The sequence below is a fragment of the Glaciecola punicea genome (assembly GCF_001756615.1).
In the GTDB taxonomy this organism is placed as follows: domain Bacteria; phylum Pseudomonadota; class Gammaproteobacteria; order Enterobacterales; family Alteromonadaceae; genus Glaciecola; species Glaciecola punicea.
Genome location: NZ_LZXY01000003.1, coordinates 193,960 through 218,456 on the forward strand (window position 1 = coordinate 193,960; position 24,497 = coordinate 218,456).

Sequence of the window (24,497 nt, forward strand, 5' to 3'; positions counted from 1 at the left end):
CTATTAAAACTGTTCTGACATTTCTTTTGCACGAGCAACTGCGGCCTGCATGGCGCGTGCAAATATTTTGTCGATGTTGTCTTGCTGTAGGCTTTCAACCGCTTTAGCAGTCGTGCCACCTTTAGATGTAACTTGGGCCCTAAGCTGTGATAATTCTAGCTCTGGCGTTTTTTGCATAAGGCTGGCACTGCCTAGCATCGCCTGCTCAACTAAAGTGCGTGCACTGGTTTTATCCATGCCCATGTCAATCGCAGTGCGCTGCATTACTTCGGCAATTAAGAAGAAATATGCAGGGCTTGAACCCGCGGCGGCAATCACCGTGTTAATGTCATCTTCAGTCTTTACCACGACTGTTTTGCCCACGCTTTGCATTATTTGTTCCACTAAATGAACTTGTGAATCGGTAATGTCGCTAGTGGCATAAATCCCCGACATGCCTAAGCCAATGGCCGAGGGCGTGTTAGGCATTACTCTGACAATATGGGCATTTTCAGGTAAAAACTCACGCAGCCTTTTTACTGTGAGCCCGGCCGCAATAGACACAAACAAAGTGTCAAGGTTGTGTAATGTGAAGCCAGCGCATACGCTGTGCATTAAGTGCGGTTTTACCGACAGCATCACCACGTCGGCAAAATCGATGGCTTCTTGATTATTGTGCGTGGTATGAATGCCTAATGTGTCTTTTAAGGCATCAAGTTTCCCCGCACTGGGGTTACTTGCCATAATATTAGTGGGTAAATAACCCTTGTCTACGAGGCCTGAAATAATGGCTTTGCTCATGTTGCCTGCGCCAATAAAGCTAATTTTTTGTGTGTTATTCAAAATGTCCCCTGTTAGGTCAGTTTAGGTCAGTTTAGGTCAAGATAGCGTTAATGCTTAGTCGCGCTTGCCAAAAAGAGCGGTGCCTACCCGCACCATTGTGCTGCCATATTCTATCGCAATAGCAAGATCATCGCTCATGCCCATCGATAAGGTGTCTATGTTGTCAAAGCGTTGTGCGCATTGCGAAAATAAATCCTGCATTTTTGCAAAACTAGCCCTGCGCTCAGTATCACTCACGTCTGCTTTGGGTATAGTCATTAAGCCTCGGCATTTTATGCGGCTTAAGGGCTGCAGTTGTTCTATAAAGTTTATCACTTCTGAAGGCGCAATGCCTGCCTTGCTCTGCTCGTCGTCAATATTGACCTGCACGCACACATTTAACGGGCTTTGATGCGCACTACGCTGCTCATTTAGGCGCTTGGCAATTTTGATTCGGTCTAGCGAATGCATCCAATCAAAATATTCTGCAATGAGTTTGCTTTTATTTGACTGCAAGGGGCCGACAAAGTGCCACAAAATGTCTGAGTATGAAGACATTTGCTGAATTTTTTCGACCGCCTCCTGTACGTAGTTTTCACCGAAATCGCGGTGCCCGAATGCATACGCAACTACTATATCCGATACGGGTTTGGTTTTACTTACGGCCAGCAATTTAATATGGCTGGGGTCGCGTTTATTAGCGTTTGCTGCCTGTTTTATTTGGTCGTTAATGCGCGCAAAATTTGCCGTTAGTGTCGCTGTTGCTTGTGTAGTCTCGGTTGCCATAACATTTTTTACTTATAGTTGGAATTAGCCTGTGGATATTAACGAATTATTGGCCTTTAGTGTGCAAAATAAAGCCTCGGATTTACATTTAAGTGCAGGATTGCCTCCCATCATCCGTGTGGACGGTGAAATGCGAAAGCTAAATCTACCAGAGCTTGACCACAAAACCGTAAATGCACTCATTTTCGATATAATGAATGACAAACATCGTAAAGAATACGAAGAAAACCTAGAAGTAGATTTTTCTTTTGAAATACAGAACTTATCGCGCTTCAGAGTAAACGCTTTCACACAAAACCGCGGCGCTGCTGCGGTAATGCGGACTATTCCCAACGAAGTCTTAAGCTTAGAACAGCTTGGCGCACCTGAAATATTCAAGAAAATAATTAATCAGCCAACCGGCATAGTGCTGGTGACGGGGGCTACTGGCTCGGGTAAATCAACCACGCTGGCGGCGATGGTTGACCATATTAATACTTATAAGCGCGAGCATATTCTTACCATAGAAGACCCCATTGAATTTGTACATCAAAACAAGCTGTGCGTACTAAACCAGCGTGAAGTACACCGCGATACTCACAGCTTTAATAATGCACTGCGCTCGGCTTTACGAGAAGATCCCGACGTAATAATGGTGGGCGAGCTGCGTGACTTAGAAACCATACGCCTAGCAATATCGGCGGCTGAAACCGGTCACTTGGTGTTTGGCACCTTGCACACTAACTCGGCACCCAAAACAATAGACAGAATTATAGATGTATTTCCTGCTGCAGAAAAGTCGCTGGTGCGCTCGATGCTGTCTGGGTCACTGCGCGCGGTTATATCACAAACCCTGCTGAAAAAAACCGGCGGCGGGCGCGTCGCGGCACACGAAATAATGATTGGTATTCCGGCCATTCGAAATCTAATAAGACAGGACAAAGTGCCGCAAATGTACTCGGTTATGCAAACGGGCCAAGCTCGTGGCATGCAAACCATGGAGCAGTGCCTCCAAAAATTAGTCGCCCAAGGCATTATTAGTCGTCAAGATGCAGCAGCCGAGTCAATCGATAAATCCTCGACGTTATTTTGATTGGTGAAATTCGCTCTATGGAAACCATAGAATATGCAATGTCGTTTGCCGAGACAGGACATTTATGTGTGGCGACTTTGCACGCAAACAACGCCAACCAGGCCATTGAGCGCATAATGCATTTACCTCCAGCGAGCAGTCACGCAAAGCGAAGGTTTGATTTAAGCCAAAACATTCGCGCCATTTTTGCCCAGCAACTTGTGCCAAATATTGACGGCAACGGCCGAGTAGCTGCGATAGAAATATTACTCAACACGCCGCTTATTAAAGCTCTTATTCAACGAAACGAAATTGGCCTTTTAAAAGAAGCTATGGTGAAGGGCCAAGATCAGGGCATGCAAAAGTGTGTCTATTGATATGGACAACTAGCCGGAATTATTCGTAGTTTAATTTTGAAATAATCAGTTTAATAGAAGATATCGAGCTTTGCGCAAGACTAATATATCCGTGAGCAGCAACGAGGTCACAAAAATTGTGGAAGGGGTGAGTGGCGTAAGCCGGAAGGAATTGCTAGAGTGCGTTTAGACAATGTACAAATCGTCAGGATTGATTATTTTGGAAAAATTTTATACCGACTACAACCAAATAAAAGTACGTGAAATTAAAGCGATGCTTGATGATGCCGACATTCCGTGTTTTTTAAAAAACGAATTTATCCAAGGCGCCAGCGGCGAAATTCCGCCGCATGAAACCTTACCTGAAATATGGCTGGTAGATGAACAATGGCGACAAAGGGCGCAAGGCTTGGTTGATACCTTAGAGCGGGAGTTAGCAAAAGCTAGCCAAATCGAATGGCAATGCAGCACGTGTAATGAGGTAAACGAAGGTCAATTTATGATGTGTTGGCAGTGCCAGCAAGAAAAGCCTGCAGATGCTTAGACAGTAAAAACCCAGCTTTCATAAATCAAACAGGCAGACACGCTGTCGACCTTTTCTTTACTGAGCTTCTTGTAGCCGCCCAGTTCAAATAATTTTGCTTTTGCGTCTACTGTTGATAAGCGCTCGTCGTGCAAAAATACTGGAAGATTATATTTGTGTTTGAGCCTACCAACAAAGCGCTTTACGCTGGCAGTAATAGGCTGCTCAGTGCCGTCCATGTTGAGCGGTAAACCCACAAGCAGTCCGTCTGGCTCCCACTGCGAGATGATCTTAGCTAAATTCTCCCAGTTAGGAATGCCGTCTTGGGCTTTAATTGCTTGCAAAGGGGAGGCGGTGTTAGTAATCGCTTGTCCTACTGCTAAGCCTATACTTTTCATGCCAAAATCAAAAGCAATAACGGTGCGTATGGAGTCGCTGGGCAATGTATGCATATTTACGATCGCATTCTTAACAGCAGCCGTGTTAACAAGCCTTGGGCTAAAAAGGGCCGCATCATCATGCTTGTCCTGCCTGCTGCGTTAGCTGCCATACATTGATGCCCAATTTATTAACCGCTGCTTCCCATTTTTTACTATTAGGGGTGTCGAAAAGTATTTCCTTGTCGGCCTCAATGGTCAGCCATGCGCTGTCTTGAATTTCTTGTTCAAGCTGTCCAGCATCCCAACCGGCGTAGCCAAGGGCGACGACTGATTTTGCCGGCCCGTCTTGCTTGCCTAGCATAGACAAAATATCTTTTGAAGTAGTTAACATAATATCAGAGCTAACGTTAATAGAAGAGCTGTAGCCACCTTTGGCCATATGCAGTATAAACCCACGGTCGGTATGCACCGGGCCGCCGCATACAACAACTTTATTACTTATGTCGTCGTCAACAATTGCACTTGCATCAGCCATTTTTATGAGTTCTCTAAACGTCATAGTAGAAGGCTGATTAATCACAATGCCCATTGCGCCTTCGCTCGTGTGTTCAACAATAAAGGTGAGCGAACGTGAAAAATACTGGTCGCTTAATACTGGCATTGCAATTAAAAAGTGATTTTTGAGACTTTGCGTGGTTTTGATTTTAGACATAAAATAGTATCCCTTATTGCGTTTTAGCGACATAAATGGTCTAGCATAGTTTAGTGTAAGCGTTTTTCAATGGCATCGAACAGCTTAGCGCATATGTTAATGTCATAAGCTGCTTCAATTTCTCTTACACAGGTTGGGCTGGTGATGTTAATTTCAGTGACCTTATTGCCAATCATATCTAAACCAACAAATAGGATGCCTCTATCGGGCATATCCTTGGCAATCGCTTGGGCTACTTGCATGTCTTGCTGATTTACCTGCTGGGACTGCCCGATGCCCCCAGCGGCTAAGTTTCCGCGCGTTTCGTTACCGCTGGGCAAGCGTGCTAAGCAATAGGGGATCACTTCACCGTCTACTAGCAAAATACGTTTATCGCCTAGTTTAATTTCTGGCATGTACGCTTGCACCATTGCATGCACACTTTCATTAGAGGTAATAATTTCACAAATAACGCCCAAATTAACGCCATCTTCTTTTACACGAAATATGCTGGTGCCGCCCATACCGTCAAGCGGCTTCACAATGATATCTTTATGCGCTGCATGAAACGCTTTTATGCGTTCTTTATTACTCGTAACCAATGTGGGAGGAATGAAGTCACTATATAAAGAGGTAAATAATTTCTCATTAAAGTCGCGCAATGCCTGTGGGTCGTTTACGACAAGCGTACCTAAGTCTTTTGCTAAAGAAAATATATGTGTCGCATAAATGAACTGACTATCAACAGGCGGATCTTTACGCATTAACAGCACCGTCAAATCACCTAGGCAGATGTCGTCTTGTGCCAGTATTGAATAATAATCAGATGCTTTTTCTTGCACGCTAATGCGGGTAACAGTCGCCCTAGGTTGGCCGTTAGTAATGTATAAATCGCCAATTTGCATATAGTAAATTTCGTAGCCGCGTTTTTGCGCCTCTAGCATCATTGCGAAGGTCGTATCTTTTTTAATGTTAATGGACTCAATCGGATCCATTACAATGCCAAGCTTAATAGTCATAGGGGCTCGTGTATTAGTTGCATATTTTGTCACTCAATTGTGTGGGTTTTATAGATAAAAGCAAGCGCAGCTGCCAATAATCTAATTTAATAGACACAAAATTCGCGGCTTATATATCACCGTGCTTAGCTTGTAATATAGCCAAACAAGCAATAGCGGCGGTTTCAGTGCGTAAGATACGACTGCCAATATTGACCGGTGTATATCCTGTCTCAGTGGCCGTATAAATTTCTTTTTCGCTTAAGCCTCCTTCAGGTCCAATAACAACTCTAAAGCCTTTTTGCGGCTGTTGCAGGCCCGACAAGTAGGTTTTCGCACCCGGCGCTAAAATGATTTTTGTTAAATCGCTAGACTGTCCTAGCCACTGATGCATAGTCACTGGCTGATGCAGTATGGGTAAGATGTTCCGCTGGCTTTGTTCGCAGGCGCCAATAATCAGTTTTTGCCATGCAGCAAGTTTCTTATCCCAACGTTCTTGGTCAAGCTTTACGTTGCAATTTTCAGTAATAATAGGCGTAATTTCCGTCACGCCTAATTCAACCGACTTTTGCAAAGCAAAATCCATTCGTTCACCTTTAGAGACACCTTGGCCTAAATGTAAATGCAGAGGTGACTCGAGCGACAGTGAAATTTGCGCATTAATGAGGATGCTTGCGCTGCGTTTTTGTATGTCGACTATCTCGCTAGGAAAATCACTGCCATTGCCATTAAATAAAACAATGGGCGTGCCTATGCGAAGGCGCAGTACATTATGCATGTAGTGCGCTAATTCGGTAGGGGCGTTAATAGTGCTGTCGATAATTAAAGGGTCTTCTATAAAAAATCTTGGAATTCGCATTTTTGCAGATAGTAGAGGATAAATGACCATTAGTATAAATCAAAACGGCATAAATAATAACTTTGTTTTGCGCTGCTAACTTGGTATTTTAAGTCCTGTATGTATTCTTATTACCTCATTGAAGCAATAAGAATATGTTCAAAAATACGGCACTTGAAATGACGAAACAATAGCGCCTCTTGTTAAATATAGTCAGTAAGGAAGCGAATTCATGTTGGAAAACACCACTGAAGAAGCAGCAAAATATGGAATTACCATTGAAGAAGCATCAAAATACGTAGATCAGTACCTTATTCCATTTGGTATTAATATCGCAATGGCGATAGTAATACTCATAGTGGGTAAAATAGTCGTCAAAATCTTACTCAGTATTTTTGGCAAAGTAATGGCTAAATCAAAATACGATGAAATGCTAGTTGATTTTCTGAAATCGATTATAGGCGCAATTTTGATGCTATTTGTCGTCATTGCGGCTATAGATCAGTTGGGCGTGAACACTACCTCGTTCGCCGCCATTTTAGCCGCCGCAGGTTTGGCAATAGGCTTATCTTTGCAAGGCTCTCTTGCAAATTTTGCGGCAGGCGTAATGTTACTGGTATTTCGCCCCTTCAAAGCAGGTGACTATGTAGATGCTGCTAATACCTCGGGTACCATAAAAAGTGTCGGTATTTTCACCTCAATGATGGTCACCCCCGACAACAAAGAAATTATTATACCAAACGGGTCAATTTACAGTGGTAACGTAACCAACTACAGTGCCAAAGAAACACGCCGTGTAGATATGGTGTTTGGTATTGGTTATGACGACGACCTTCGAAAAGCCAAATCGGTGTTACTGGAAATGCTGGCTGCCGATCCTCGCGTATTGGCTGATCCTACCCCACAGGTAGCGGTGTCTGAACTTGGCGACAGCAGCGTTAATTTTGTGGTGCGCCCATGGACAGCGTCCAGTGATTACTGGGGTTTTAAGTTTGACTTCATTGAAGCCGTGAAGCTGCGCTTTGACGAGGAAGGTATTTCTATCCCTTATCCTCAAATGGATGTTCACATGCATAAAAATGAAGAGCCCATAGCAAAGGAGCACTTATAAACATGGCGTATTCACTTACGTAATAATGAATCCGTTAATAGTAATATCAACGGATTTTATTGTAATCGTCTACATCGTATAAGAAGCAAGCTAATCGCCGCAGTTAGGTCGGTTGCGAGCTGCCTTAAATAACTTTTCAGCCTGTGGCATTTGGTTTATCAGATTTTCTATGCGCGATTCTGGCGCTGGATGGGTCGACATAAATTCAGGCTGACGTTTGCCCCCACTTTGCGCCGCCATGTTTTGCCAAAGCGAAACAGATTCAGTGGGTTTGAAGCCCGCTTTAGCCATTAAGGTAAGGCCTATTTCGTCGGCTTCACTTTCATGCACGCGGCTATATTTTAAGGTGCCAAACTGCAGGCCAACGCCAAGTGCCATCATAATTTCAGGCGTTTGTGACACTTGGTTAGCCGCTAACACTTGACCCACTGCCTGCTGTCCAAATCCTATGACGGCGTTGTTCGACATACGCTCATTCCCATGCTTAGCAATGACGTGGCCAATTTCATGGCCTATTACTGCGGCTACCTGATGCTGATTGACCGCCACATTTAATAAGCCGGTATATACTCCAATTTTACCACCAGGAAGGGCAAAAGCATTCACTTGGTCATCGTCAAATACCACCACTTCCCATTCGCCCTTATAGACTGAGTCATCGACGTATTTAAGGAGCTCACGAGCAATACACTGCACCATGTCGTTTGCTACAGGCTTGTTTGATATTTTAATATCAGACTTCATACCTGCAAAGGCTTGTTGACCCATAGTGGCTAATTCACCGTCGGGAAACAGCAGCACTTGGCTGCGGCCGGTAGGTGATGTGGCGCAGGCATTTAGCAGTAGCGCAGTAGCAATGACTGCTAGGGCTTTTATCGCCATTAATTTCATACAAGCTCCTAAGCATTCGCCACAAAACGCAGTGACGTTTTACACAAGTCAATATTATAAACCAGCGTCGCTTCTTAGGGAAACGGCTTTGTCGGTTGCTTCCCATGGGAACTGCTCGCGACCAAAGTGACCGTAAGCGGCTGTTTCTTTGTAAATAGGTTGCTCTAGGTTGAGCATTTTTACAAGTCCGTAAGGCGTTAAGTCGAAATGAGTTTTGACCAATTCTACTAGCAGTGTCTCGCTAATTTTGCCGGTACCGAATGTTTCTATGCTGATGGAGGTTGGCTCGGCAACGCCGATAGCATAAGATATTTGGATTTCACAGCGTTTAGCCAGACCAGCGGCAACAATGTTCTTTGCCACATAGCGACCTGCATAGGCCGCGCTACGATCTACTTTTGATGGGTCTTTACCTGAGAAGGCACCGCCGCCGTGACGCGCCATACCGCCATAGGTATCCACAATAATTTTACGACCTGTTAGGCCGCAGTCGCCCATTGGGCCGCCAATCACAAAGCGACCGGTTGGATTAATGTGGAATTTAGTTTTGTTACTTAGCCACTGCGCGGGCAGTATGGGCTTAATAATCTCTTCCATTACCGCTTCACGTAAGGTTTTAATCGAAACACTATCGCAGTGCTGAGTAGACAATACGACAGCATCTATCCCTACTGGCACATTGTCTTCATATATGAAGGTAATTTGGCTTTTTGCATCGGGACGCAGCCAGTTTAAAGTGCCGTTTTTACGCAGCTTGGCTTGCTGCTGCACCAGTCTGTGTGCATACGTTATGGGTGCAGGCATGAGCACGTCGGTTTCATCACTGGCATAGCCGAACATGAGTCCTTGATCGCCCGCACCTTGAGCTTGGGGGCTTTCTCTGTCGACGCCTTGGTTAATGTCTGATGACTGCTTACCGATTGCATTTAGTACGGCGCACGAGCCGCCATCAAAGCCCATGTCAGAGTGAACATAACCAATATCTTTGACGGTTTTACGGGTTAATTCTTCAATATCAACCCACGCCGTTGTGTTTATCTCGCCGCCGACCAAGACCATGCCTGTTTTCACAAACGTTTCGCACGCCACTCTTGCTTTGGGATCTTTTGTAAGAATGGCGTCGAGTACCGCATCAGAAATTTGATCTGCGATTTTATCAGGGTGCCCCTCAGATACCGATTCCGAAGTAAATACGTGTGTTGTCATGCCAAAATCCTAAAAAATAAACAGCCCCCCCACTGTGCTTTACTCAGCAACGGGCTTAGTTAAACTATAAAATGCTTACGTTCACTGCTTTTGATGAGCGTTCCATTATAAAAACAGGCAAAGTAAATATGCAGGCCAATATTATAGCTCACATCAGCTCATTTACCAGTCTTTACTTCTAGACGTCTAAAATTCACAGCGAAATCGATATGGTGCTTTACGTTAAAAAAGTCTATTTGGTTTTTACAAGTCCTTAATACTCCATAACAAGTGAATAAAAGAAACCCAAAACGAGATTTAATTATTGAACAAGCGGGGCGGGTGAGTAACAATAGCGGCCGTCGTAATTTTTACCAAGGAGCAATCATGCCTTCTCGTCGTCACCTTGCTAATGCAGTTCGTGCATTAAGTATGGATGCAGTACAAAAAGCTAAATCAGGACATCCTGGCGCCCCAATGGGGATGGCCGATATTAGCCAGGTGTTGTGGTGTGATTACTTATCGCACAATCCAAAAAACCCTAACTGGGCTAACCGCGATCGCTTCATTCTTTCTAACGGTCATGGATCCATGCTGCTGTATTCGCTATTGCACCTTACGGGCTATGATTTACCTATTGAAGAGCTAAAAAACTTTCGCCAGCTGCATTCTAAAACACCCGGTCACCCAGAATACGGCTATGCACCCGGTGTTGAGACCACCACCGGTCCTTTAGGCCAAGGCATTACCAACGCCGTTGGCATGGCGCTGGCTGAAAAAGTATTGGCTGCGCAATTTAACAAAGACGACTTAGACATTGTTAATCACTACACCTATTCATTTTTAGGCGACGGCTGCCTCATGGAAGGTATTTCTCATGAAGCATGTTCGCTAGCCGGTACGCTTGGCCTAGGCAAGCTTATTGCAGTCTGGGATGACAACGGTATATCAATAGACGGCGACGTACAAGGCTGGTTTACTGACGATACGGTGAAGCGTTTTGAGGCCTATGGCTGGCACGTAATTGCTGATGTAAACGGACATGAACCTAACGAGATTTCAGCGGCCATTGCAAAAGCGCAGGCGCAAACAGATAAACCAAGCTTAATTTGTTGTAAAACCACCATTGGCTTTGGCTCGCCTAACAAGCAGGGCAGTGAAAGTTGTCATGGTGCGCCTTTGGGCGATGACGAAATAGTACTTGTGCGTGAGGCCCTTGGCTGGACATCCCCTCCATTTGAAGTGCCTAAAGACGTTTACGCAGCTTGGGATGCTAGCAAAAAAGGCGCTGTTGCAGAACAAACATGGAATGATAAATTCGCCCGCTACGCGCAGGCCCACCCTGAGTTAGCCGCTGAGTTCACTCGTCGTAAGAACGCGACACTGCCAGATGTCTGGGAAAAAACATGCAGCGATTATATAAGCGAACTACAGCAAAACCCAGCCTCCTTAGCCACGCGCAAAGCCTCGCAAAACACCTTAAACGCATATGCACCAGTATTACCCGAATTATTAGGCGGATCTGCAGACTTAGCCGGGTCTAACCTAACCATCCACAACACCAGCAAAACCATTGTTGCAAGTGACGCCAGTGGTAACTACGTTAATTATGGCGTGCGTGAATTTGGCATGTCGGCAATGATGAACGGCCTTAGTTTATATGGCGGTTTTAAGCCATATGGTGCGACCTTCCTTATGTTTGTGGAATACGCACGAAATGCGGTGCGCATGGCCGCGCTCATGAAGCTGCCAGTTATATTCGTATATACGCATGACTCAATTGGTTTGGGCGAAGATGGGCCCACACACCAGCCGGTTGAGCAACTTGTTGCGCTTCGTGCTACGCCTAACTTAGATACGTGGCGTCCTTGTGACCAAGTTGAATCGGCTATTTCTTGGAAATCCGCGATAGAAAAAACCGATGGGCCTAGCGCGCTTATATTTACTCGCCAAGGACTGCCACAGCAGGCAAGAAACGCAGCGCAAGTGAAAGACGTTGAACGCGGCGCTTATGTGTTGCTTGATACTGGCGAACATCCTGATGTGGTATTTATTGCAACAGGTTCTGAAGTGCATTTAGCAGCGCAAGCGGCCGAGCAATTAGCCACAAAGGGTATGTCGGTAAGAGTGGTATCAATGCCGTGCACAAGCGTGTTTGATCGTCAATCTAAAGAATATCGCGACTCAGTATTACCCCCCACTATTACCAAACGTATCGCCATTGAAGCGCTTGCAAAAGACACGTGGTATAAATATGTTGGCTTAGACGGCGTTGTAATTGGCATGGACACTTTTGGTGAGTCAGCGCCTGCGGGTGAATTGTTCCAGCATTTTGGAATAACGGTAGAAGCGGCTGTAGACGCTGCATTAGCCCTTCAACGCTAGGAGACATTCTTGCTCAAAATAGCCATTAACGGCTTTGGTAGAATAGGGCGCAATATTGTGCGCGCCCTATTTGAAAACGGTTACGCAGAGTACGTACAGGTGGTAGCCATTAATGAAATTGCCGAGCCAGATGCCATGGCCCATCTGCTCAAATACGATTCTGCCCACGGACGTTTTGCACATAAAGTAAGCGTAGATAAAGGCCATCTGTATATTGACGGGCATAAAATTGTATTAATGCGCCATAACAACATAAGCGATATTGACTGGAATAGCGTGAATGCTGATATTGTGCTTGAGTGTACTGGCATTTACAGCGAGAAATCTGAAGCGCTGGCACATATAGGTCAAGGTGCTAAAAAAGTACTGTTTTCATCACCCGCTAGCCAAGACGTAGACGCCACAATTATATATGGCGTAAATCATAGTTCTTTAAAAATAAGCGATACCGTGGTGTCAAACGGTTCGTGCACCACAAACTGTATAGTGCCGGTTATTCAGGCCTTACACAGCGCGTTTGGCGTTGTAAGCGGAACTATTACTACTATTCATGCGTCGATGAACGATCAGCAGGTCATCGACGGTTATCACCAAGACCCTCGGCGCGCGCGCGCAGCGAGTCAGTCGATTATTCCAGTAGACACCAAACTTGCGGCAGGCATAGAGCGCATACTACCAGAATTTGCGGGCAAGTTTGAGGCCATCGCGGTGCGAGTCCCTACTATCAATGTCACCGCAATGGATTTAAGCGTAACGCTACGTGATGACGTGACTACCGCCGATGTTAACCATACGCTTAAGTACGCAGGCCGAGATTACCCCGCTAATATTATTGATTACACCGAAGAACCTTTGGTGTCGATAGATTTTAACCACAACCCGCATTCTTGCATTGTTGATGGTACGCAAACACGCGTGAGTCACAAAACCTTAGTGAAAACACTGCTGTGGTGTGACAATGAATGGGGTTTTGCCAATAGAATGTTAGACACTGCTTTGTATATGCATAAAATTGGTTATGCTTGTGATGGCCAGTGAAATTCACGCATAGCCAATAGTGAGCATTAGAAGTTCTTAGTCATCAGCTTAGCATTACTATTCTGCAAATGGGTGAATATAAGCATAAAGACGAAACAACAGCAGCGCTTATTCACATATTAATCTGCAATGAGGAAACAGCTATGCCAATACGTACAATGTCTGAGCTAGATATAAACCAGCAAACCGTTTTAATTCGACAAGATTTAAATGTTCCTATTGACGAAGGCCAGATTAGCTCCGATGCGCGACTAAGAGCATCCTTACCCACCATAAAAACAGCGCTAGAAAAAGGGGCAGCAGTCTTGCTTATGTCTCATTTAGGCAGGCCTACCCCGGGGTCGCCAGAAACAAAGTATTCGCTGCAGCCGGTGGCTGATTATTTGAGTGAGGCCTTAGGTCAAAAAGTGGCGCTTATTAGTCATTATTTAGATCAAAGAGTTGCGCTTAAGTCCGGGCAAGTTGCGCTTTTAGAAAACGTTCGCTTTAATGTGGGTGAAGTCGAAAACGACGATATTTTAGCCAAAAAATACGCAGCCTTGTGCGATATTTTCGTTATGGATGCATTTGGTACTGCTCATAGAGCACAGGCGAGCACTCACGGTGTGGCGAAATATGCTAAGCAAGTGTGCGCCGGGCCCTTGCTTGACGGTGAGCTAAAAGCACTAGGCAAAGCGCTAGATAATCCAGCAAGGCCCATGGTGGCTATTGTAGGCGGCTCTAAAGTAAGCACTAAACTTACCGTGCTTGATAGCTTATCAAGCAAAGTTGACCAGCTTATTGTAGGCGGTGGGATTGCAAACACTTTTATTGCTGCCCAAGGGCACAATGTGGGCAAGTCTCTTGTTGAAATGAATTTAATTGATCAGGCAAAAGCGCTCATAAAAGCGGCGAAAGACAACGGCGGTGATATTCCCATCCCCAGCGACGTGTTAGTAGGATCGCAGTTCTCAAAAGATGAGCCCGCTATTACCAAATCGGTAGATGCGGTAAGTGACAATGATATGATTTTCGATATAGGGCCTAATACCGTCAAGGTGCTAACCAATATATTGAAAAATGCCGGCACTATTGTGTGGAACGGCCCGCTAGGCGTATTTGAATTTGACCAGTTTGGTGAAGGCACTAAAGCGATTGCGCATGCTATTGCGCAAAGTGACGCATTTTCAATTGCCGGTGGCGGTGATACACTCGCCGCTGTGGACAAATACGGTATTGCTGATAAAGTCTCGTATATATCCACAGGAGGCGGTGCGTTTTTAGCGTTCCTTGAGGGTAAAACCTTGCCCGCAGTGGCTATTTTAGACAGAGATTAAATGACATTACCAGCAATGGTAAAATACAAAAGAACGTAGACTAAATTATAGCGTAAAAGGAGTTGAATATGACCACGGCTGCTCAGCAAGCAATGTTGGAAAAAGTAAAAATTACGGTAGGGTTTATTGCGGCACTTGATCAAAGTGGCGGCAGCACGCCAAAAGCCTTAGGTTTATACGGTATTGACGAGTCGGGCTACGCTAACGACGAGGAAATGTTCGCCTGTGTTCATGCTATGCGAACGCGTATAATCACAAGTCCGTCTTTTGATGGTAGTCGTGTACTGGGCGCTATATTGTTTGAAGATACCCTAGACAGAGGCATAAAAGGGAAATCTTCAGCGCGTTTTTTGTGGGAAAACAAACAGGTAGTGCCATTTTTGAAGGTGGACAAAGGTTTAGCGGATGCAGAAAACGGCGCACAAATCATGAAACCTATGCCTGAGTTGGACGCATTATTAGCAAAAGCAAGGGCGCAAGATGTGTTTGGTACAAAAATGCGCTCCGTCATAAAAATGGCTAAGCAAGCAGGTGTTGACGCGGTCGTGGCGCAGCAGTTTGAAATAGGAAAACAAATTTTAGCGGCAGGCTTAATGCCCATTATAGAGCCTGAGATAGATATTAACAGTCCTGAAAAAGCCGCCGCTGAAGGCTTGCTCAAAGCTTCTATTTTGGCGCATTTAGACAGTCTAAATGATGATCAAATGGTTATGTTAAAGCTTACGTTGCCAGAACACGCAAATTTTTACGCCGATTTAATTAATCACCCTAAAGTGTTAAAAGTGCTTGCCTTGTCGGGCGGGTATAGCCGTGACGAAGCTAACAAGCGTTTGTCTGAAAATAAATCGATGATAGCCAGTTTTTCGCGCGCACTAACGCAAGGTTTAAGCGCTCAGCTTTGTGAAGATGATTTTAACGATGAGTTGGATCATACCATTCAAACAATTTACGATGCCTCTGCTACATAAGCTTGTTTGTATTGCTTGTAACAACTAAAAAAGCACCTAATACATAAGCTTTTTTAGTTGTTACAAGCTGCTTTAAAGTAAGACTACAGCAAGGTTAAATGCATATCTGTATGCTTTAAATAGTCATTTTCTTGACCAATATCAGCCAGTAATAAAGGCGATAATTCAAACCATTCTTGCGCAAAACCGAGCTTAAGCTCATTATCTTCTACGGTAATAGTAAACTCAGGTAAGGTCGACTTTGAACGATTGATGTTTAGCAGCACCGCTAAACGTAAAATCACTAGCAGTTGAGTCAACTCTCTTTCACTTATACTTGCCTCTGTTAGCAAGTCGTCTTTGCGGATCTTTTTACGATGGAACCTAACTAAAGATGCAATTATTTGCTGCTGATCTTGGTTAAATCCGGCCATCTCAGAGTATTGTAGTATATAGCTAGAGTGCTTTTGTATGCCTCTTGAATGTATTTGAAGGCCTACTTCGTGCAATAGCGCAGACCAGCCTAAGAAATGCCTGAGGGACGGTTTTTTGAGCTCCCACGCGTCTTTAACACTGTCAAAAATGTACATGCAGGTGGTAAGGACTTTGTGGGCGTAGTTTATATCAACCGCATAGCGTGTAGCTAAGCTTTGGGCCGTGCGCACGCGCACATTTTGGCTGCTGTGATTAGGCTGCAGTTCATACAGAACACCTTCGCGCAGGGCTGCTTCACTAAACGCCATTTGGGTCACTTTTAACGATTGAAATATCGCAATTAAAATACATAGCCCAGCCACAAATACAGGCTGCCTATCTACACTTAAGCCTTCAAACTTAAGGGCTTCGCTGTGGCCTAATTCAATACATTGAGAAAGTAAATCAAGCAACGCTTGGTATGTTACTGGCGCATCTACAGACACGCCTTTTTTACTATTAATTACCGCGCACACCGCGCGTGCTGTGCCCGAACTGGCCACGGTCTGTTCCCACTTAAAGCGGTTTAAACTTATCGCAGCAAGTTCAAGTTCAACTTTGGCCGCGGTTACCGCTCTTCGTGTGGCGTCTTTGCTTATTTCGCCATTCTGGAAAAAGCGCTGCTGATGGCTAACGCAGCCTATTTGAATACTTTTAGTAATTCTAGGCTCGGTGCCGCTGCCAATGGCGAATTCTGTAGAACCTCCGCCTATATCAAAAATTAAGCGCTCACCCGAATAGGAAGAGTTACTGCCTATGCCTACAAAAATAAGCCGTGCTTCTTCATTGCCTGAAATAATTTCGATAGGAAAGGGCAGCACTTTACGCGCTTGGCGTAAAAACGCGCGTGAGTTCTTTGCTCGGCGCAGCGTGTGTGTTGCCACAACGCGAATCGCTCTTGGCTCAATGCCTTGCATTGATTCTTTCATACTTTCCAGTACGCTTACGCCTCGCGAGATTGCTTCGCTTGATAGAATATTGCGATCGTCTAAACCTTCCGCCAAGCGCACCTTTTGTTTTACCTTACTCACTACTTGAACAGCATCGGCAACAACTCTTGCAACGACCAAATGAAAACTGTTTGAGCCTAAATCTAGGGCGGCATATAGTTCAGTTTTTGCGTGTTGCTTGTCGTTGAAAACTTGGTACAGGTCGCTCAACTAGAACTCCTCTCGTTTGGTTAAATATTCGTGAGTTTGTATTTGTGAACGTATGTTTTTACGATTGCCTCGTTTCACATACTCGTTAGTTTGCTTTTCATCAATAACACGGGCTTTTAGGGTGTCTTGAAATTGAAGTTCAAGTAAATCTATCAGCATCTGCTTAGCGTCTTCATCAAATACCGGGCAGCCAACCTCAATGCGGTAATCCATGTTGCGTGTCATCCAGTCGGCTGAGGATATAAACACCTTACGCTCGCCGCCGTTTTCAAACACCATTATGCGCGGATGCTCTAAAAAGCGATCTACAATACTGATTATACTAATGTTTTCACTTCGTCCTTTAACGCCCGGTATTAACGAGCACATTCCTCTGCATATAATTCTGATTCTTACACCGGCCTGCGATGCGCGATACAAATCGTCAATGAGCTCTGGGTCAACCAAGTTATTCAGTTTAATCGTAATGCAGGCCTTGTTGCCTTCTGTGTGGCGCTGAATTTCTTGGCGAATAAGCGATTGTATTTTACTACGCGCATTAATAGGCGAGACCTGCAGCAGGTTGAAGCGGTACTTACGATAGGGGTTTATGATCATCTCAAAGACTTCAATACCCTCTAGTCCAAGCTCTTGGTTGCAGGTAAACAGTGAAAAATCAGTGTAGATCCTCGCCGTTTTTTCATTAAAGTTACCGGTGCCAAAGTGCGAATAGTGGCGCAGTTTGCCGCGTTCCTCGCGCGTAACAATACACAGTTTACTATGAATTTTTACCGAAGGGTTGCCCAAAATCACTTTAATGCCCGCGTCGGTCATGCGTTTTGACCAAGCAATGTTATTTTCTTCATCAAAGCGGGCGCGAAGCTCCACCACCACTGTCACTTTTTTACCATTATCAACGGCGTCAACCAAAGAGTTAATTATGCGTGAACCTTTGGCAACTCGGTACATATTCAGCCTAATATGTTTAACCATGGGATCAAAAGCGGCCTGGCGCACAAATTCTGTAAAATGCAAAAAGTCGTGATACGGGTAGTAAAGCAAAATATCTTGCTTGTTTATGGCTTGAAAAACAGTGTCGTGTTGGGCAAAGGTTTTGTTCCTTATGCGCGCTAGGGGCGCATATTCTAAGTAAGCACGCCCCACATTTGGAAAGCTAATAAAGTCTTTGAAGTTGCGGTAATGCCCCGCCGATTGAATGGTATCAGAAGATGAAATACGCAGGCGTTTGCGTAAATCTGCAATCATCTCATTGGGCATGCCAAAGTCGTGAATAATGCGTACGGGCTCAGCAATTAAGCGCTGTTTCATGCTTTCCGACATTTTTTCTACGTAGCTTTCGTCAATCTCGTCGTTTATGGAATACTCTGCGTCGCGGGTAATCTTAAACGAATAGGCTTCAGCGTTTTCAAACTTGACAAAACCCCTAAAAATTTCGTGAACGCACAGCTTTATAATGTCATCAAGTAAAATGATTTGTTTCTTTTTGCGAGTGCGTTGAGGTGGTAACACAATAAAGCGGTCGGTGGCGTTAGTGGGGATTTCTACCACCGCATATCTAGTGGTTCTGCCGGGACGATACAGGGCCACATCTAAATAAACCGAGCTGTCGTTTAGACGCTGAATTAGCTGTACTTTATTGTCTAGTAAAATGGGTGCTACATGACGCAGAACATGATTACGAAAGTATTCTTGTACCCATTGATTTTGCGTCTGGCTAAGCTGGGAATGATGCAAAATGAAAATATTATAGCGTTCTAATTCTTTCGTGACTTTGCGGTGTGTTTGGTCAAATTTGGCTGACAGGCCGCGCACTTTTTCATGAATACGCGTCAGCAAAGAGATTAATTCGGCGGCTGTATCAAACTGTTCTTCGTTTTGACTAATGGTAATAAGGCGTTTTACATCGGCCACCCGCACACGATAGAACTCGTCTAAATTATTGCTATAAATCCCCAAAAACCGTAGACGTTCAACTAAAGGGGTATTTATATCTTCTGCCTCTTGTAACACACGTTCGTTAAATGCAAGCCAACTGATTTCTTTAGGGAAATACAAAATACTCATGCTAGTCATAGTTCCTTGTTTTTGATAGTATTTATACAGAATTACTTCTCTTTTAAGTCTACCATTAAATCATCTGCAATACCTTCTATTGCGGCACGTAGCTTAGTGGTATCAATATTTTCAGAGGTTTCTACCACAATATTTGCGCTAAAGAGTAAATTCCCCCAGTTGGGTGCGCTTTCGCATTTTGTGTCTAGCTCAACGATGTTTAAATCAAAGCGTGTTAAGGCGCTCGTTACGTCCGACACTATGCCTTTGCGATCGTTGCCGGTCACTTTTATGCGAATGCGCTTAGTGTTTGTTGATGTCGCCTCATTTGCGGGCAATAGGGTTATTTGTAAGTTTGACAGCGCGTGGCAGTCACGCACTAAACTGCTGTGATTTTCTTTGGGCAGCATTATTTCTACAAACCCAGCAAAATGGCCGCTTAAATGGCAAAAACTACTGCGCAGCCAGTTACCATCGGCCTTGGCAACTGCACTGGCAACCTCGTCTACTAAGCCTAATTTGTCTGCCCCTATTATCGAAAGTACCATTGCCTGCATATTCTTGATTCCTTGTAGTTGATTTGTGGGTGGTAAAGTGTTTTTATAATCGCAAAATCACATCTTGTTTATGAAATGTAAACCCAATTCTATGTAATGAAAAGCAAAACTACCCTATTTGAGAAACGCCGTTTTCGCCGTGACTACTTTTTTAAGCTAGTTGTTACTGCGTTTGGCCTATTGGTGTTGGCCATTTTTGCCACCTTACTACTACATATACTCACAAATGCCTTGCCCTTGCTGCAATCGCCTAAAAGCGAAAGAATCCATAATACCTTAAGTAGCTTTGCTAGCAACAGTATTGGCCTTACTCAACTGCAGGGGGAATGGGTGAATTTAAGCGTAAAAGACTGTGCGCTGTATCTAAGCGCAAGCGTGTCTTTAGCCCACGACGGCAGTGCTAGCGTTAACCCTGCTAATCGCGCGATTAAAAAATTTGCACCAAACTGCACTAAACATACCATTGCCTTAGCAGGCGATCAAAATCAACATGTAGTAGTGTTGACCAGTGACAATGTCTTAGAAATATATTATTTAGAAAATAAAGATTCTTTCTTCTTAACATCGTCTATTGCACTGCCAGATGAATTTAGTCAAACAAACTCAAGTACTTGGAACATTTCTTTAAGTGGCGAAGAACTATTTATTCAACGCCCCGTTCGCACGCAAAGTCGTGTTAATAATATCCTCACTCTCAGGCACAGCTTTTCAAGCTTAGAGGCGCCCACTATCAGATTATATGAAGGTGCGATGCGTTTGTTGCCTATCGTACCGTTTGAGCAAGTGTTAGTGGCGACGCATAACGAACTGCGAATGTACGATAGTCAATTGAACATTATTCAAACGTTGGTGCTGGATGAAGCCGGTAATTTTACTGACGTATCCAACAGCGTAATCAATAATACAATCAATAATACAATCAACAGTACAGTTAACAGCGCAATGACAGACAAGGCTAAAGCTTATGAAAACGGCAGATCCACACACAATGAAGCGAACATTAATGCGCTTAGTCTTTCGCCATCGTCACTCGACATCTTTGTGCGCTCAGTAGAGCCTAACATAGACCATAGCAATGATAACAAACAAGCTAGCAACAACGATAAAAATACAAATAGCCGCGTCAGCCTGAACAAATTTACACTTGTTAACAACAGCGGTGATTTCTTATTAAGAAAGACTTTAGCATTGCCTATGCCAATAGAAATGGGCCTAGGCACGTTGCACACAGCGTTTGATTTACAACATAACGCTGGTTTTTTCGTAGATGAACACGGTCACTTAATCTTAATGAATATTGTGACAGGCGACATAAAGCTACAAAAAACCTTAAAGGGCCCAATTAGCAGAATCAACTATGCGCAAGGCCAGCTGCAGCTAAGCTTAGACGACAGGTTTGAGCTATATCAAATTAGCCAGCTCCAAGGCATGACAAGCATGCAAATACTGTTCGGTAAAAACGACTATGCCGGCTATGCCAGTAAAGAGTATTTATGGCAAACTTCGGTGTCGAATGCGTCTCAATCGCCCAAATATAGCGTTATTCCGTTAATCATGGGGAGTGTAAAAGCATCTGTTCTGGCGCTTATCGTAGCGTTGCCGCTAGCCCTTGGCGCGGCTATTTACACGGCTTACTTTGCACCTCCCCATATTCGCAATGCCATCAAGCCAAGTATTGAAATGCTAGAGGCTATTCCTTCGGTAATTATCGGCTTTATAGCCGCGGTGTGGCTGGCACCTTTTGCCGAGCGCTATCTAATTTCCATTTTCTCGGTGCTTATATTATTACCTTTTGTGGTCTTAATTATTGCCGCGATCCACGGATTTTTACACAGCAGAATTGCGCATAAGAAGCTGGATAACTGGCAGCTTCCTCTAAACGCTTCGCTGCTGCTGCTTGGAGTCGTCTTTATTTTCGCATTAAGCTTATTAATTACTGACTACTCACACAGTAAGGGTTATGACTCGCTGGTGCTAGTAGCGTCTAATTTAACCCTGTCAAAAACCGCTATTGTAGTGTCACTAGCGCTTGGTGTGGCCATTGCCCCTACGATTTATACCTTAATTGACGACGCCTTATTTGAAGTGCCAGAAGGGGTAAAACAAGCATCATTTGCCTTGGGCGCGACCAAAGTTCAAACCCTCGTAAGAGTGGTGTTGGTGGTGGCATTTCCCAGTATAGTATCGGCCATTATGTTGGGCTTTGGGCGGGCCTTTGGTGAAACCATGATTGTTCTAATGGTGACCGGCAATACGCCTATTGCCAACTGGGATTTACTCTCAGGTTTGCGCACATTAACCTCAAATCTAGCCATAGAGCTGCAAGAAGCGCCGGTCGACAGTACCGTATATCATATTTTATTTTTGACCGCCGCTATCTTGTTTGCCTTCACTTTTGTAGTGAATACCATTGCTGCTTTGCTAAAACGTAGGATGCACAACAATGATCAGTAAATTAAGCCTACTTACTAACAAATATGTGCGCGGTGATTATGCGCAGCAGTTCAAACAGTCTTTATTAGAAGTGCTGGCTATGCTTGCATGCGCCACTATTTTAATTGTACTAGTAGGTATTTTTGCTTTTATTGGCGTGCAGGGCGGGCGTTATTTTATGCCTATGTCTGCTTATCAGATCACGACTGTTCATACGCTATCGCACGCACAAGATGTGCAAGGAAAAGGCACGTCAGTGCCAGATAGGTCAGTTCAAAAGGAGCAAATTCAGTATACCCTCAGCCATTTGTCAGCCGCAGAGCTTGCCAGTAGCTTGCAGCAAAAGTTGCTTATTCAGTACATAGCCCAAACCCAAGAAATGCCAAAAATAACGGTCAGCGCAGCAGACAGTTTATACCAAATTAATACTACCTCAGGGCAAACCCTAGTAGGCAAATTCGTAAGCTTGCAAGAAGGCAGCAAGGTGTCGCAAAGCTTAGCGAATTTAGTTGTTTTGCAGTCAGAAGTGGCGCGTTTACAGCAAAATTTAAGCGACATTCAAATTCAGCGCCTGCAAAGTCTGCACCGGGCGATAAGTGAGCTTGACAATAAGCAGGTTGCAAGGGATACGCCGCTTTACCAAACTACCTTAGCCGAATTCATGCTTTGGCAAGCGCACGCCAACAATATTATTGAACAAATTGGCAGCTATAAAATAAATATTCGCCTAGACAGCGGCGAGCTCTTGAGTCTTGCCATAAATAAAGTGCAGGATATTTATCAGCCCAACCAGTTAAGCTCTTGGCAATCTATTGGCTACATTTTGAATAAAATAGTTGTATTTATAAGCGACTCGCCCAAGCAGGCCTCCACCAGTGGCGGTGTCTTTCCCGCCATATTTGGGACCTTACTAATGGTGATTATTATGGCCATAATAGTGACCCCCTTTGGTGCAATTGCGGCTATTTATTTACATGAATATGCACCCGACAACAGATTGACTACCACTATTCGTATTTGCGTAAGCAACATGGCCGCAGTGCCGTCAGTGGTGTATGGCGTGTTTGGCTTAGGTTTCTTTGTATACGTGCTAGGCGGCTCTATCGACAGCTTACTATATTCAGATAAGCTACCTTCGCCTACGTTTGGTGCGCCTGGTTTGTTATGGGCGTCGCTAACCATGGGTATACTGACCTTGCCGGTGGTGATTGTGGCCACTCAAGAAGGCTTAAGCCGCGTGCCGAGCAATTTGCGCTCGGGTGCTATAGCGCTAGGCGCTACAAAATACGAAACCATCGTAAAAGTCGTGCTGCCAATGGCCAGTCCGGGTATTTTAACAGGTGTTATTTTAGCCATTGCACGCGCTGCTGGTGAAGTTGCGCCGCTTATTCTTGTAGGTGCCGTAAAGTTTGCACCCACACTACCCATAGACGGTGAGTTTCCATTCGTACATTTAGAACGACAGTTTATGCATTTAGGCGTATTTATTTATGACGGTGCATTTCATAATCAAACGGAGTCGCAGGTATCGTCTTTAATGTTTGCTTCTTGTATGCTGCTGCTACTCGTTGTACTTTTACTTAACCTGTCTGCTATTTTATTGCGTAATAAGCTTAGAAATAAATATGAGCGGCTGTAATGAATGGTTGTAATGAATGACTATCATGAGCGAACATAAAAAATATGTTTAAACTATTTGAACGTGAGGCACTGTCTGTCGAAGAGTTCTCAAAAGAACAAACGAGTGTCGATGTTCGGCATTTATGCGTGTCGCTAAATGCCAAAAAGGTGCTAAACGACATTAGTATTCGCATACCTAAAAATAAGATTACCGCGCTTATTGGGCAAAGCGGCTGCGGTAAAACCACTTTGTTGAACAGCTTTAATCGTATGAATGAATTTATAAGTACGCATGAGATAAGCGGTGAAGTATGGATAGACAATCGTAATATTTACGATAAGCGCGAACGGGTTTCAAGGCTTCGTAGCCAAATAGGCATGGTGTTCCAGCGTCCTAACCCGTTTCCGATGAGTATTTACGATAACGTCAGTTTTGGCCTGCGCATTCAAGGCGAAAAGCGTCGACGCTTTCTTGACGACAGCGTTGAAAAGGCCCTTCGAAACGCGGCTTTATGGGACGAGGTAAGAGACAGGCTGTTTGAATCTGCACTCACGCTCTCGGGCGGTCAGCAGCAGCGCTTAATGATAGCAAGAGCCTTAGCCCTAGAGCCTAAAGTACTGTTGCTAGACGAGCCTACCTCGGCGCTAGATCCCCTTACCACTTTGTATATAGAAGAACTAATGGTAGCGCTTAAACAGCAGTGCACCTTAATTATAGTGACACACAATATGCAGCAAGCGGCGAGGGTGTCTGACTACGCGGCGTTTATTCACAAGGGTGAATTAATTGAATATTCAGACAGTGATTCTTTATTTACTATGCCCAACAAACAGCAAACCGAAGACTATATTACAGGTCGGTATGGATAGCTTTATATGCGCGTTAAGGCGTTTACAGCCGCTA

The 24,497-nt window shown here is 44.4% G+C and carries 21 protein-coding genes and 1 pseudogene; 11 read left to right on the forward strand and 11 right to left on the reverse strand.

Annotated features, from left to right (window positions below; translation table 11 throughout):
• Positions 1 to 3: 3 nt before the first annotated feature.
• Both proC and BAE46_RS05050 read right to left on the reverse strand, forming a co-directional pair.
• Positions 4 to 822: a pyrroline-5-carboxylate reductase gene (gene proC, locus BAE46_RS05045; protein WP_083256799.1), complete on the reverse strand. Its 819-nt coding sequence runs from the start codon at positions 820 to 822 to the stop codon at positions 4 to 6.
• A gap of 54 nt (positions 823 to 876) precedes the next feature.
• A complete protein-coding gene (locus tag BAE46_RS05050) occupies positions 877 to 1,587 on the reverse strand; it encodes a YggS family pyridoxal phosphate-dependent enzyme (protein ID WP_006006421.1) in 711 nt (236 codons plus the stop codon).
• Between the two features lie 31 nt (positions 1,588 to 1,618).
• Here BAE46_RS05050 and BAE46_RS05055 point away from each other — a divergent pair, with 31 nt between their 5' ends.
• The 3 genes and pseudogenes from BAE46_RS05055 (at position 1,619) to BAE46_RS05065 (ending at position 3,538) form a co-directional block, all read left to right on the forward strand.
• Entirely contained in the window at positions 1,619 to 2,659 is a 1,041-nt protein-coding gene (locus tag BAE46_RS05055; RefSeq protein WP_006006424.1) for a type IV pilus twitching motility protein PilT, read from the forward strand.
• Positions 2,647 to 3,000, forward strand: a pseudogene (locus BAE46_RS05060) (ATPase, T2SS/T4P/T4SS family); the annotation flags it as partial. The gene BAE46_RS05055 and the pseudogene BAE46_RS05060, both read left to right, overlap by 13 nt.
• Before the next feature lie 214 nt (positions 3,001 to 3,214).
• Entirely contained in the window at positions 3,215 to 3,538 is a 324-nt protein-coding gene (locus tag BAE46_RS05065) for a putative signal transducing protein (RefSeq protein ID WP_070111969.1), read from the forward strand.
• Here BAE46_RS05065 and ruvX read toward each other — a convergent pair.
• The 4 genes from ruvX to BAE46_RS05085 form a co-directional block, all read right to left on the reverse strand.
• The gene (ruvX, locus tag BAE46_RS05070; RefSeq protein WP_006006429.1) at positions 3,535 to 3,969 is read right to left on the reverse strand and encodes a Holliday junction resolvase RuvX; all 435 of its coding nucleotides are present in this window, start codon (positions 3,967 to 3,969) and stop codon (positions 3,535 to 3,537) included. The genes BAE46_RS05065 and ruvX overlap by 4 nt on opposite strands.
• A gap of 64 nt (positions 3,970 to 4,033) precedes the next feature.
• Entirely contained in the window at positions 4,034 to 4,609 is a 576-nt protein-coding gene (locus BAE46_RS05075) for a YqgE/AlgH family protein (RefSeq protein WP_006006431.1), read from the reverse strand.
• A gap of 50 nt (positions 4,610 to 4,659) precedes the next feature.
• Positions 4,660 to 5,607: a glutathione synthase gene (gene gshB / locus BAE46_RS05080; RefSeq protein WP_006006433.1), complete on the reverse strand. Its 948-nt coding sequence runs from the start codon at positions 5,605 to 5,607 to the stop codon at positions 4,660 to 4,662.
• Positions 5,608 to 5,716: 109 nt separating this feature from the next.
• Positions 5,717 to 6,445, reverse strand: coding sequence for a 16S rRNA (uracil(1498)-N(3))-methyltransferase (locus tag BAE46_RS05085; RefSeq protein ID WP_040520959.1), 729 nt, complete (start codon positions 6,443 to 6,445; stop codon positions 5,717 to 5,719).
• Between the two features lie 211 nt (positions 6,446 to 6,656).
• Here BAE46_RS05085 and BAE46_RS05090 point away from each other — a divergent pair, with 211 nt between their 5' ends.
• Entirely contained in the window at positions 6,657 to 7,535 is an 879-nt protein-coding gene (locus BAE46_RS05090) for a mechanosensitive ion channel family protein (protein ID WP_070111902.1), read from the forward strand.
• A 90-nt stretch (positions 7,536 to 7,625) separates the two neighbouring features.
• Here BAE46_RS05090 and BAE46_RS05095 read toward each other — a convergent pair whose 3' ends face one another.
• Together BAE46_RS05095 and metK are read right to left on the reverse strand one after the other, a co-directional pair.
• Positions 7,626 to 8,426: a M48 family metallopeptidase gene (locus tag BAE46_RS05095; RefSeq protein WP_006006438.1), complete on the reverse strand. Its 801-nt coding sequence runs from the start codon at positions 8,424 to 8,426 to the stop codon at positions 7,626 to 7,628.
• A gap of 54 nt (positions 8,427 to 8,480) precedes the next feature.
• On the reverse strand, positions 8,481 to 9,632 hold the full coding sequence (metK, locus tag BAE46_RS05100; protein ID WP_006006441.1) for a methionine adenosyltransferase: 1,152 nt from the start codon (positions 9,630 to 9,632) through the stop codon (positions 8,481 to 8,483).
• Positions 9,633 to 9,998: 366 nt separating this feature from the next.
• Between metK and tkt the strand changes: the two genes are divergently transcribed.
• The 4 genes from tkt to BAE46_RS05120 all read left to right on the forward strand — a co-directional run bounded on the left by tkt (position 9,999) and on the right by BAE46_RS05120 (position 15,318).
• On the forward strand, positions 9,999 to 11,996 hold the full coding sequence (gene tkt, locus BAE46_RS05105; protein ID WP_070111903.1) for a transketolase: 1,998 nt from the start codon (positions 9,999 to 10,001) through the stop codon (positions 11,994 to 11,996).
• A gap of 9 nt (positions 11,997 to 12,005) precedes the next feature.
• On the forward strand, positions 12,006 to 13,034 hold the full coding sequence (gene epd / locus BAE46_RS05110; protein ID WP_006006445.1) for an erythrose-4-phosphate dehydrogenase: 1,029 nt from the start codon (positions 12,006 to 12,008) through the stop codon (positions 13,032 to 13,034).
• Positions 13,035 to 13,177: 143 nt separating this feature from the next.
• Complete coding sequence (locus tag BAE46_RS05115; RefSeq protein ID WP_070111970.1) at positions 13,178 to 14,350, forward strand: phosphoglycerate kinase; 1,173 nt, start codon at positions 13,178 to 13,180, stop codon at positions 14,348 to 14,350.
• Between the two features lie 68 nt (positions 14,351 to 14,418).
• The gene (locus BAE46_RS05120) at positions 14,419 to 15,318 is read left to right on the forward strand and encodes a fructose bisphosphate aldolase (protein ID WP_006006449.1); all 900 of its coding nucleotides are present in this window, start codon (positions 14,419 to 14,421) and stop codon (positions 15,316 to 15,318) included.
• An 83-nt stretch (positions 15,319 to 15,401) separates the two neighbouring features.
• On the opposite strand, the gene BAE46_RS05125 is transcribed toward BAE46_RS05120, so the two are convergent.
• Genes BAE46_RS05125 through BAE46_RS05135 form a run of 3 tightly spaced genes read right to left on the reverse strand, consistent with a single transcriptional unit; the run spans position 15,402 to position 19,540 of the window.
• Positions 15,402 to 16,931 (reverse strand): Ppx/GppA phosphatase family protein, encoded by a 1,530-nt coding sequence (locus BAE46_RS05125; RefSeq protein ID WP_006006451.1) that lies wholly within the window; start codon positions 16,929 to 16,931, stop codon positions 15,402 to 15,404.
• On the reverse strand, positions 16,932 to 19,004 hold the full coding sequence (gene ppk1, locus BAE46_RS05130) for a polyphosphate kinase 1 (RefSeq protein ID WP_040520944.1): 2,073 nt from the start codon (positions 19,002 to 19,004) through the stop codon (positions 16,932 to 16,934). It abuts the gene before it with no gap.
• Positions 19,005 to 19,036: 32 nt separating this feature from the next.
• The gene (locus BAE46_RS05135) at positions 19,037 to 19,540 is read right to left on the reverse strand and encodes a glycine cleavage system transcriptional repressor (protein ID WP_006006455.1); all 504 of its coding nucleotides are present in this window, start codon (positions 19,538 to 19,540) and stop codon (positions 19,037 to 19,039) included.
• Positions 19,541 to 19,636: 96 nt separating this feature from the next.
• Here BAE46_RS05135 and BAE46_RS05140 point away from each other — a divergent pair, with 96 nt between their 5' ends.
• Genes BAE46_RS05140 through pstB form a run of 3 tightly spaced genes read left to right on the forward strand, consistent with a single transcriptional unit; the run spans position 19,637 to position 24,463 of the window.
• Positions 19,637 to 21,994 (forward strand): ABC transporter permease subunit, encoded by a 2,358-nt coding sequence (locus BAE46_RS05140; protein ID WP_070111904.1) that lies wholly within the window; start codon positions 19,637 to 19,639, stop codon positions 21,992 to 21,994.
• A complete protein-coding gene (gene pstA / locus BAE46_RS05145) occupies positions 21,984 to 23,612 on the forward strand; it encodes a phosphate ABC transporter permease PstA (RefSeq protein WP_070111905.1) in 1,629 nt (542 codons plus the stop codon). Before BAE46_RS05140 ends, pstA begins: the two co-directional genes overlap by 11 nt.
• Before the next feature lie 44 nt (positions 23,613 to 23,656).
• Positions 23,657 to 24,463, forward strand: a complete 807-nt coding sequence (gene pstB / locus BAE46_RS05150) for a phosphate ABC transporter ATP-binding protein PstB (RefSeq protein WP_006006460.1) — start codon at positions 23,657 to 23,659, stop codon at positions 24,461 to 24,463.
• The last annotated feature ends 34 nt before the right edge of the window (positions 24,464 to 24,497 follow it).